The organism is Bradyrhizobium sp. PRIMUS42, assembly GCF_023006515.1.
Lineage (GTDB): Bacteria > Pseudomonadota > Alphaproteobacteria > Rhizobiales > Xanthobacteraceae > Bradyrhizobium.
Window position 1 is genome coordinate 1 of sequence record NZ_JALBGZ010000163.1, and the last position, 10274, is coordinate 10274.

Here is a 10274-nt window from a genome sequence, read left to right on the forward strand (position 1 = left end):
ATCTGCTGCGCGGCGCGCGGTGTGGCCTCCTGCAGCGGATTCCGATGCGACCGCCGCCATGCGCGCACCGCGAGCGAGGCGGTGGTGGCAAGCGTCAGGCCCCAGATCGCGAGGAAGTCGTTCCAGCCCCTGCCCCAGAACAGGATCAGCACGATGGCGACGTTCAGCATCGTCACCGCCATCGTCACCGGGATCAGCTGCGTCACCGCGTCGATCTGCTTGGCGCGGATGCGGCGGATCTCGCGCTCGCTGAGATCGGCGGTCAGGCCGTCCTCGATCTCGAAGCCGCCGAGCCAATACAGGAACGCGCCGATCAGGCCGTCACGCGGCTCAGTTCGCTCTATCGACTTGTCCGGCCATCCCATCCGAGGAACCTTTTGACGATCAATGGCCTGCTGCCTGCTTAAGCCGGGTTAATTTTGTGGGAGATTTTGCGCCGTCCTTGACGGGCGCGTTTGCAGTTTGTTCTAACCATGGCCCCTGCCCGGAGCCCGCCGACATGACCATCAGAGTTGCCACCTGGAACGTGAACTCGGTCCGGCAGCGGATCGACCTCCTGCTGACCTGGCTGAAGGAGTGCCAGCCGGACATCGTCTGCCTCCAGGAGATCAAATGCGTCGACGAGGCCTTCCCGCGGCTGGAGATCGAGGCGCTCGGCTACAACGTGGTCACGCACGGGCAGAAGACCTTTAACGGCGTTGCCCTGCTCTCCAAGCTGCGGTTCGACGAGACCAAGTCGGGCCTCGCCGGCGACGACGAGGACGCCCATGCCCGCTTCCTCGAGGGCGTGGTGACGCTCAAGCGCGGGGTCCTGCGCATCGCCTGCCTTTATCTGCCCAATGGCAATCCGGTCGGGACCGAGAAATATCCCTACAAGCTCAAATGGATGTCGCGGCTTCTGGACTATTCAAAGGAGCGTCTCAAGACCGAGGAGCCGCTGATCCTCGCAGGGGATTTCAACGTCATTCCGCACGCGCGCGACGTGCACAACCCGGCCGCCTGGACCGAGGATGCCCTGTTCAAGGCCGAGACCCGCGAGAGCTTTCAGTCCCTGCTCGGCCTTGGCCTCACCGACGCCTTGCGGGCCGTCACCGACGAGCCCGGGCTCTACACCTTCTGGGACTACCAGGCCGGGGCCTGGCAGAAGAACCAGGGCCTGCGGATCGACCATCTGCTGCTGTCGCCCCAGGCCAGCGACCGGCTCGCCAATGTCGGCATCGACAGCTATGTGCGCAGCTGGGAGAAGCCGTCGGACCACGTGCCGGTGTGGGCGGATCTGGATCTGGAGGCGGCGTAGCCAGCAACGTCGTCATTCCGGGGCGGCTTGAAGAGCCGGACCCGGAATATCGAGATTCCGGGTTCGATGCTCCGCATCGCCCCGGTATGACTGCGCGGAGTGATTATTCCCGGCGGCCCTGCACCCACTGCTCCAGCATTTGGAGGGCCATGGCACGATCGTCGTCGGAGGCCTTGGCGAAGGCGCGGTTGTAGCTTTCCTTGATCCAGGTCTCTTCAATGCCGGCGCTGTCGCGCGCCAGGGTCAGCCACATCAGGCCGCGCGCGGCCTGCCGCGGCAGACGGTCGCCGTTGAACAGCATCTGGCCGAGCAGTGCCTGCGCCTCATGCTGGCCCTTCTGGGCGGCGAGGCCGAGCCAGCGCGCGCCATAGCGGTAATCCTCACGCGAGGCGTCCGGCGTCTTAAGGTACAGCCGGGCGAGGTCGTACTGCGCGTCGGCGTTGCCGAAATAGGAGGCTGCGTAGGAGAACATCTCCCGCGCCCGCTCCGGGTCCGACTTGATCTTCGAGTTCGGGATGCCGCTGAGATAATAGCGGCCGAGCGCGACGAAGGCGTTGGCCACGATCTGCGCCTGCGGCGCCGACGGGCTGTCCTCGGCATGCGCGTTGGCGATCCGGCTGAAATATTCGAAGGCGCGCAGATCGTCCTGGGCGACGCCGTCGCCATTGGCGTACATGCGGCCGAGCTTCCATTGCGCGATGGGGTGACCACCCTCGGCGGCATATTGCAGCGCACTAAGTGAGGTCTCCTGAGGCACAACCACCGGCGCGACCTTGCCGCGCACGGTCGCTGCGGTCCCAGGCAACGTGGTCACGACCGGGATGGTCGCGTCCTTCGGGTTGACCGGGGCGCCGTCGAAGGCGAGCGCCGGCGCGGCCAGCGCAGCAGCCCCCAACACAAACGCAACTATGGCACGCCTAGATGTCCGCATAGCACTGTTTCTCGTGCGCGCCGCCCGGATGGGTCACTGCCCCCCCGACCGCTGGTCCAACCTGCTGAGCATATTTCCAGAGCGCACCCGACGTGTGGTTAGTCGCGCGAGCGCTCCATTTGGTTTTGCGCTGGGCGAGCTCGGCGTCGCTCAATTTTACGTTAAGGGTACCGGCAACCGCGTCGATCTCGATGATGTCGCCGTCCTCGAGCAGCCCGATCGGCCCGCCAATGGCGGCTTCCGGCCCGACATGGCCGATGCAGAAGCCGCGGGTGGCGCCGGAGAAGCGGCCGTCGGTGATGAGCGCGATCTTGCCGCCCATGCCCTGGCCGGTCAACGCTGCGGTGGTCTGGAGCATTTCCCGCATGCCGGGGCCGCCCTTCGGCCCCTCGTAGCGGATCACGATGACTTCGCCTTCGCGGTAGGTGCGCTTCTGGACCGCCTCGAAAGCATCCTCCTCGCGGTCGAAGCACCTGGCCGGACCGGTGAACCTGAGGTTGGACATTCCCGCGACTTTCACGATCGCACCTTCTGGCGCCAAATTGCCCTTCAGACCCACCACACCGCCTGTCACGGTGATGGGCTTGTCTGCCGGGTGCACCACGTCCTGGTGCGGATTCCACTTCACGCTCTTGAGGTTTTCAGCGATCGTGCGGCCCGTGACGGTAAGGCAATCACCGTGCAGGAAGCCGTTGTCGAGCAGCGTCTTCATCAGAAGCGGTATGCCACCTACTTCAAACATGTCTTTGGCGACATAACGGCCGCCCGGCTTCAAATCCGCGATATATGGTGTCTTTTTGAAGATTTCGGCGACGTCGAATAAGTCGAACTTGATGCCGCACTCATGCGCGATCGCCGGCAGGTGCAGCGCAGCATTGGTCGAGCCGCCAGAAGCTGCGACCACGGCAGCCGCGTTCTCCAGGGCCTTGCGGGTGACGATGTCGCGCGGCCGGATGTTTTGGGCGATCAGGTCCATGACCTGTTCGCCCGCGGTCATGCAGAAGGCATCGCGGATTTCATACGGTGCCGGCGCACCGGCCGAGTAAGGCAGTGCGAGGCCGATCGCCTCGGAAACGGTCGCCATGGTGTTGGCGGTGAACTGCGCGCCGCAGGCGCCCGCCGAGGGGCAGGCCACGCGCTCGATCTCGTCGAGGTCCTCGTCCGACATGGCACCGACCGAGTGCTTGCCGACGGCCTCGAACATGTCCTGCACGGTGACCTGCTGCCCGCGGAAAGTGCCGGGCAGGATCGAGCCGCCATAGATGAAGATCGAGGGCACGTTGAGACGGACCATCGCCATCATCATGCCCGGCAGCGACTTGTCGCAGCCGGCGAGCCCGACAAGGGCGTCGTAGGCATGGCCGCGAACGGTCAGCTCGACCGAATCGGCGATGCATTCGCGCGACGGCAGCGAGGAGCGCATGCCGTCATGCCCCATGGCGATGCCGTCGGTCACGGTGATGGTGCAGAATTCGCGCGGCGTACCGCCTGCCGACGCCACGCCCTTCTTCACCGCCTGGGCCTGACGCATCAGCGCGATGTTGCAGGGAGCCGCCTCGTTCCAGCAGGAGGCGACGCCGACGAAAGGCTGGTGGATCTGCGCGGTGGTCAGACCCATGGCGTAGAAATAGGACCGATGGGGCGCGCGCGCAGGGCCTTCCGTCACGTGACGGCTCGGCAGCCTCTGCTTGTCAATCTTCGCGCCCATCGCAAACCAGTTTCCCCGGTCAACCCTTTCAGACCCGAAAAATCAGAGCCAAGATTTGAATCGACCTTGGGATTTTCTCGTGGCGTCAAGGACTGCCCGCTACCTCCAAAACATTAGAGCGATTTTATTCATGTCTGGGTGTGGCCAAAAAGCGGCGGCGATGCGAACGGCCGGTGATGAGGGTTAAATCCGGGCCGGGTGTTGCATGGACGGCACAATCGTTACCGGGAAGACACGGGGGTGACTTACCGAGATACCCTAGGGATGACGCATCACAATCTTTGATTAATCCAAGTAACACGCCGACATCCGTTCGCTGACGAGATTCCCGCATGAGTCGGCCCTCTCGCGCACTCTCGTGTCCCGGACAAGCCACAACGCGTTGAGCGTTGCGGCGCAGAGCCGGGACCCAGAAGGCGACACGGCACAATGCTGGATTGCTTCCGCCTTCGCCAAGGTTTCGGCGGACAAGTCGCTGCGCTCGCATGACGGAGTTTGGTGCAACGGCATCGCTCTTCCAGCTGGCATCTCGCTGGCAGACACATCTTCCCGCTCTCGCGGCTGGTTTCGCCCGAGCTTTGCTTGGTCGCTCCGCCCTCTTGAGCCAAGAGGGCGCAGGGAAGGCCGGGTGCCGGCTGGCACCCGCGGTCCGCTGCGCGAAACGCGCACGCAGGAAGAACCGCACAGCAGCATACAGGTGTCGCCGATCACTCGGCCTTCCCTGCGCGATGGTCGGACGGCTTATGCCGTGATCTCCCGGGAGCCGAACTTTCCTTCTGGCCTCCCTCGCCCCGCGAATTGGATGATGCAGTCTGCCCGGTTGGGCTCGCTCGCACCTTCGCGAAAAGCTTGACCGTAGCAACGACGGCCAGGACCACACGGTTTTGCCGTACGCACGGCCCGCCATTTCGCCGCAGTTTTCCCAGCCCTGTCGACAAAGCCGGAAACTTACAGGCGAGACGAACCTAACAGCGCCGCTCGTCCGCACGCGGCCGCGGGCTCACAGGGACTACCCGCCCTGCCCGCACCTCTCATGCCGACGCTGCCGCGTCCACCGCAGGCCCGGCTCGCGATGCGTGACGACACAAGATCGCCCCTCTTGGATGAGCCGGGATGGGCGACACATACGCCATTTCCGAATTTCGGTAAAGTGGAATATTTTTGCGCGAGCGGATTGACAGAGGGCGACACAGGGTGTCGCTCGTTCCGTCATCCTGAGGTGCGAGTGGCGCGATGCGCATCGCATCGCGCCGGGAGCCTCGAAGGATGAACGGCCACAGCCGGGCCGTCGCCCTTCGAGGCTCGCCGAAGAGGCGAGCGCCTCAGGGTGACGATGATGGTGCCGTAGCCCGGATGAAATCGCGCTCTGCGTGATTTGGACCTACTTTGAACAGGCCGCTTTTGAGCTGGATGCAAGTCTGTCTCTTAGTGCGGGGACCAGAGTGACGTTGCGATCGACGCGCGCAAGCGTGCCGGCTGCGAACGTCGCCGACACAACAGGTGCGTCATCGACGCAATGGTGTCGCCACTATCGGTCATGGAGCCAGTGGTGTTCCACGCGCTCGGGGTTGCCAAGAAGCCGAAGCCGCCAGCGAGTTGATGGACACAATCACGATCTTCGGGCTGCTGTCGGTCAGCGCGATGCTGCTGTTCTACGCGCTCGAGCCGCGCGGGCCACATTATGTGCTGGCCTTCGCGGCGGCGTGCGCCCTCAGCGGGATTTACGGCTTCCTCCAGGGAGCCTGGCCGTTCGGACTTGTCGAGACGGTCTGGACGGCGGTCGCCGTGCGGCGGTGGGCCAAGGTCCAAACTCCGGTCTTGTAGCCCGGATGAGCGCAGCGATACCCGGGATCCACTCGCTGGGATCCCGGATGTCGCTGCGCTCGTCTGGGCTACAGTCTGCCGGCTCAGGCCGACATTGCGCCCCTGCTGCCAAACGGATCGAGCAGCCGGACGATCTCGCAGACGGCGACGAGGCCGGCGAGCCAGACGGCGCAGGTCAGAGCGATGCGGGTCACGATGGCGGCGGTGAAGGCGCCCTCACCGCCGAGGAACGGCGTCGCGGCGAGCAGCGCGAGCTCGTAGGTCGCATAGGCAACGACCAACGTGATCGCCAGCATCAGCGGTGTGCGGCCCTGCGGCAGCGTGCGGAGCACGGTCGACGCCACGGCAGTCGCGAGAAGCGCAGCGGCGCCGATGACAAAACCCCAGGCGATGGTGCTGCCATCGATCGTATAATGCAGCACGCCGAAACCGATGATCTGGTTCACGAGCCAGGCGCCGGTGACGACGAGCAACGCCGGGCGCGCCGGCAGCATTGCCGCGGCAACGACGGCGAAGGCCGCAAACGGCGTTGCGCAGGCGAAGGCAAAGCTTGCGAGCGCGCATGAGACCGTCAGCAGCGCAAAGCAGAACATCGGCGCAAGGCGCGGCGCGACCGGGTGAAGCCGGAAACGGTCGCCGTGAGACGGCTGGGTGTTAAGTGGCATGGGTGATCTCTTCTCGTTCGGATGCTCGTCCATTTCAGGGAATGTGATTAGAACGTGGCGCCGGCCTTGAGCAGATAGGTGCGACCGGGCAGCGGATAGGCGCTGAAGCGACCGTCCGTGAAGGTGCTTGCGATGGCGTAGTCGTAGTAGAACGCATTCAGCGCGTTGTTGACGCTGAGCGACCAGAAGTAGCGCTCATACTGGCCGCTGAGCTTGAGGTCGATCGTGCCGTTGGCGGGAATCGGCTTCTGGGTGCCCGCCTGATCGTTGTCCATGCGCCGCTCGCTCCAGAAGCGCGCGGTGGCATCGAGCACCAAATAATTCTGCCAGATGTTCCAGGTGACGCCCGCACTCGCGGTGTAGCGCGACACCAGCGGCACGTCATTGCCGGCCCAGACGCCTTCGCGGAAGACGGCGCGGGTGTAGGCCACGCCGGAGCGCAGCAGCAGAGCGTCGTTGACGCGATAAGACAGGCTGGTCTCCGAGCCGTAGCGGCGGGTCGGATCAAGATTGGTGTTGTAGAACAGGACCGGGTTGAAATGGACCTCGTTGGTGAGGTCCATCAGATAGAGACTGCTTTGCAGCTGCAGCCCGCCGCCCTTGATACGCAGACCGCCCTCGATGTCCTGCGAAGTCTGGGTCTTGAGCTGGAACGTTTGCGGGATCGCGGCGAAGGTCAGGGGATCGAACGAAGGCCCCGAGGACAGGCGCTCGTCCACGTCGGGCGTGCGGAACGCGCGCGCGGCGCGGCCGAACAGCGAGACCATGTCGTTGAGGCGATGCTCGGCCCCGAGATGCAGCGCATATTGGGTCTCGTTGCTCGTCAGCGGCAGCGCGCCGATGTCGGCGTTGAACGGCGCCGCCGGGTCGAAATTGTCGCGTGCCGCAAGACTGACGGTCTGCACCCGCGCGCCATAGGAGATGTCGGTCGTAGGCGCCACGCCCAATGTGTGCTGAAAATAGCCTGCGACCGTCTGCTGCCTGAGATCGTAATTATGCCAGGAGGAGAGCCCCTGCCCGGCGCCGCGGTTCTGCTGAAAGCTCGCATCGTAATAGTCGATGCCGGTCAGGAGCTGCGACGGCATGCCGAGCATGAGGCTCTTCACACTGAGCCGCGGCGTGATCGACCACGTCGTCAGATGGGAATCGACATAGGTCGACGTGAAGAAGGCCGGAACCGGCACCGGGCTGGAGAAGAACGCGCTCTGCTGCTTCTTGTCGCGCACGCCGCCGTCGACGATGAGATCGACGCCGTTGACGAGGGTCTTGGTGAAGCCCGCTGTTGCGCTAAACCCCTGCTGGTTGGCGTAGTTGAACGGCGTGCTCGTCCCTCGCCGGTTGGTCTTGAGCTCGTCGAGGCCGATCGAGGGATCGACGGTGCGCCCGCCGGGCAATCGCAGCTCCTGATTGTCGCCCGTGACGGTGAGAAAAGCGGTCAGGCCCGGTGTTGAGTAATTGAGATTGCCGACGCCGTTTTGCTGGGAATAGCGATTGTTGTCGCGATAGCCATCGGTCCTGACGGCATTGCCATAGAACGAGGTCGACCACGGACCGGAATTGAGCGAGGTCGAGACGTTGCCGAGCCTGGCGTTGAACGAGCCGAAGCCGGCCTCGATGCGCGCGGTCACCGGCGGTCCGCCGACGCCGTTTTTGGTGACGATGTTGATCACGCCGCCGACGGCGTTGTCGCCGTAGAGCACCGCTCCCGAATTGCCGCGCGTGATCTCGATACGCTCGATGGAATTGAGCGGGATGGTGGAGAGGTCCACCTGTGCCATGTCGACGTCGTTCAGCCGCCGTCCGTTGACCAGCACCAGCGTGTTGGCGTTGGCAAACGCGCCGAAGCCGCGCAGATCCACGCTGGTCTTCGCGCCGATCTGACCGCCATAGAACGTCGTGATCTGGGCGCCCGGGGTCTGCGTCGCGATGATCTCGGCCAGCGTCTGCGACGGCGAATGCGCGATATCCGCGGCCGTGATGACGGTCGTGGCGGCCCCGACGATACCACCGTTGCTGGCGACAGCCTCGGAGCCCGAGCCGGATGAGCCGGCGCCATTGCCTGCCGGCGCGACATTCGCGGTTCCCCGGCGCTTCGTCGGCTCGCCATCACCGATCGCCCTGGCGCGGGTGCGGTTCTGATCGTCGGGCTTGGTCACTTCGATCGGCGGCAGTTGCTCGGCAAGGGCCTGCTGGGCGAAGGCGGGGGACAGATCGAGCGAATGGAGGGAAACGGACGCGAGCAGGCCGGCGCTGAGGCGCCTGGCGGCAGAGACAAGACGGGACACGGTTGTAAACCTCGGTATGACGTCAGTGGCACGTCACAGCGAACGAGGTTTCACGGCAGAGCGATGGATTGCTCCGGTGAAACCAATGTCTGTACTCCCCGACCGACATCTTCGCGTGTGACCACGGCTGACGGCAGGTCTCCTGGCTCGCGGGTCGTTACCTTACGTCGCCTTCCCAGGACCGAGATTCCCAGTGGCATAGGACGAAAGATTCACCGCTTACAGTTGCGGGGGCAGCCGTGGCGTTGAGACAAATCCCCCGTTGGGCAATCCCGCACCACATTCCCTTTTGATCTCCGTGAGGAGAACCGTCACCGATCAACTTACGTGGCGTCACGCCGGGGAGTCAATCGACGGGCGGCTGTTGTCACCGCCCTCAGGTCCGCCCTCGCATACGCTGGGCCTGGGCCCAGGCGACAGCGACGTCGCGAGGCGGAGCATCGACGCGCTTGATCGGGGTCAGTTCGCCGGAGGCCGAGACGATCGCGGTTTCCTCGCGCCGGCAGCGCGTGCAGACAAAGCGGACCTCGTGCGGGGACGCCCACCAGCTCGACCGCTTCACATTGGCCGCCATCGGCCAGGCATCGCAATGCGAGCACGAGACCAGAAATCGACCGGGATCGAGCATACCCATTTCCATCGGACTCCGCGTCCTGCCGCCACCTTCAATGTTTAACCCAAGTGAATCGTTCCGGTGCCCAAGCACCGCCAGCTCCTGTTCCTTGGAAGCCGGCGATCTCGGGCTCGCCGTTCCCGGCCGCCACAGGCGTCAGGATCTCAGCGCGCGCCCTTGAGGGTGCAAGAGGTCGTGCAGGTGACCGTGGTGCCGCGATCGCACGATTTGCAGGCATTGACGCACTGGTTCATGTCGCGGGGATTGTAGCTGTAGTTCCGCATCGGGCAGGCCGACGTCGAGCCGGTGATGTCCTGCTCCTGATCGCAGGCCGCCGTCATGAGCGCGAATATGATCACGGCAACGAGGCGCATGTGATTGCCCTGTCAAGCATGGCAAATGACACTCGCGAGGCGCGCTGCACTGCAGCGACCCCGGCCTTCCAGCACGAGCAATCGCTCGCGTGCTTCAAGGATGCGCGCCAAACATTAAGAACGGATTGCAGGCGGCGTCAGGCAGCAGCCTTGGTCGCGATCGCCTGGCGCATGTCCGCCGCCAATTGGCGGTACTGCTCCGAAAGCTTCAGATAGAACTCGCGTTTGGTGCTGTCGGTGGCGAGCCTGGCAATCAGCTCGCATTCGGCGGTGAGCGTCTCGAACCGTTCCAGTCTGTTCTGAAGGTCTGTCATCGGCGTGTCCCCGTCAAACGCCTCAAGGACACCCAACCTAAGCCCGGGAAATAGGTCACGGCGAACATCGTTATCGAGTAGAATCAATTTTTGCAGTCCGGCAGCCTATTTGCTGTCCAGCCGCCAAGCGCCATCCCAGACGGCGTCCGGCGGGTTGGCGTCGAATTGCGCGATGCGGCCGGATTGGACAGAAGGACATTGCCGTCCGCGTCGATGACCAGCACCGCCTCCGCCATGCTGTGAAACGTGCTTTGCAGTACGTT

General features: G+C 64.2%; 10 protein-coding genes, 1 pseudogene and 1 riboswitch. Of the genes and pseudogenes, 2 read left to right on the forward strand and 9 right to left on the reverse strand.

The genetic code is table 11. The features are described 5' to 3' along the window. Window positions 1-365: pseudogene (locus MOV75_RS14870) on the reverse strand (PAS domain-containing sensor histidine kinase); the annotation flags it as partial. Between the two features lie 134 nt (window positions 366-499). Here MOV75_RS14870 and xth point away from each other — a divergent pair. Continuing rightward, window positions 500-1297, forward strand: a complete 798-nt coding sequence (gene xth, locus MOV75_RS14875) for an exodeoxyribonuclease III (RefSeq protein ID WP_246924119.1) — start codon at window positions 500-502, stop codon at window positions 1295-1297. Window positions 1298-1400: 103 nt separating this feature from the next. On the opposite strand, the gene MOV75_RS14880 is transcribed toward xth, so the two are convergent. Further along, window positions 1401-2228, reverse strand: coding sequence for a tetratricopeptide repeat protein (locus MOV75_RS14880; protein WP_246924114.1), 828 nt, complete (start codon window positions 2226-2228; stop codon window positions 1401-1403). Further along, the gene (gene ilvD, locus MOV75_RS14885) at window positions 2215-3936 is read right to left on the reverse strand and encodes a dihydroxy-acid dehydratase (protein WP_247006078.1); all 1722 of its coding nucleotides are present in this window, start codon (window positions 3934-3936) and stop codon (window positions 2215-2217) included. The genes MOV75_RS14880 and ilvD overlap by 14 nt, the downstream gene beginning before the upstream one ends. 1599 nt (window positions 3937-5535) lie before the next feature. Here ilvD and MOV75_RS14890 point away from each other — a divergent pair. Next, window positions 5536-5760: a hypothetical protein gene (locus tag MOV75_RS14890; RefSeq protein WP_247006080.1), complete on the forward strand. Its 225-nt coding sequence runs from the start codon at window positions 5536-5538 to the stop codon at window positions 5758-5760. Window positions 5761-5843: 83 nt separating this feature from the next. Here MOV75_RS14890 and MOV75_RS14895 read toward each other — a convergent pair whose 3' ends face one another. From MOV75_RS14895 to MOV75_RS14920, 6 genes are all read right to left on the reverse strand, one after another. Beyond that, the gene (locus MOV75_RS14895) at window positions 5844-6425 is read right to left on the reverse strand and encodes a hypothetical protein (protein ID WP_246924102.1); all 582 of its coding nucleotides are present in this window, start codon (window positions 6423-6425) and stop codon (window positions 5844-5846) included. A 47-nt stretch (window positions 6426-6472) separates the two neighbouring features. Next, complete coding sequence (locus MOV75_RS14900) at window positions 6473-8710, reverse strand: TonB-dependent receptor (RefSeq protein ID WP_246924099.1); 2238 nt, start codon at window positions 8708-8710, stop codon at window positions 6473-6475. 114 nt (window positions 8711-8824) lie between these two features. Next, window positions 8825-9038: riboswitch (cobalamin riboswitch) on the reverse strand. A gap of 48 nt (window positions 9039-9086) precedes the next feature. Then, window positions 9087-9338, reverse strand: coding sequence for a hypothetical protein (locus MOV75_RS14905; protein WP_246924094.1), 252 nt, complete (start codon window positions 9336-9338; stop codon window positions 9087-9089). A gap of 149 nt (window positions 9339-9487) precedes the next feature. Then, a complete protein-coding gene (locus MOV75_RS14910; RefSeq protein ID WP_246924091.1) occupies window positions 9488-9697 on the reverse strand; it encodes a hypothetical protein in 210 nt (69 codons plus the stop codon). Window positions 9698-9834: 137 nt separating this feature from the next. Continuing rightward, window positions 9835-10011 carry a hypothetical protein gene (locus tag MOV75_RS14915; RefSeq protein ID WP_246924088.1) on the reverse strand — a complete coding sequence of 59 codons (177 nt, stop codon included), beginning with the start codon at window positions 10009-10011 and terminating at the stop codon, window positions 9835-9837. Window positions 10012-10094: 83 nt separating this feature from the next. Next, window positions 10095-10274, reverse strand: a 180-nt coding sequence (locus tag MOV75_RS14920) for a PAS domain-containing protein (RefSeq protein WP_247006082.1), incomplete at its 5' end; no start/stop codon positions are given.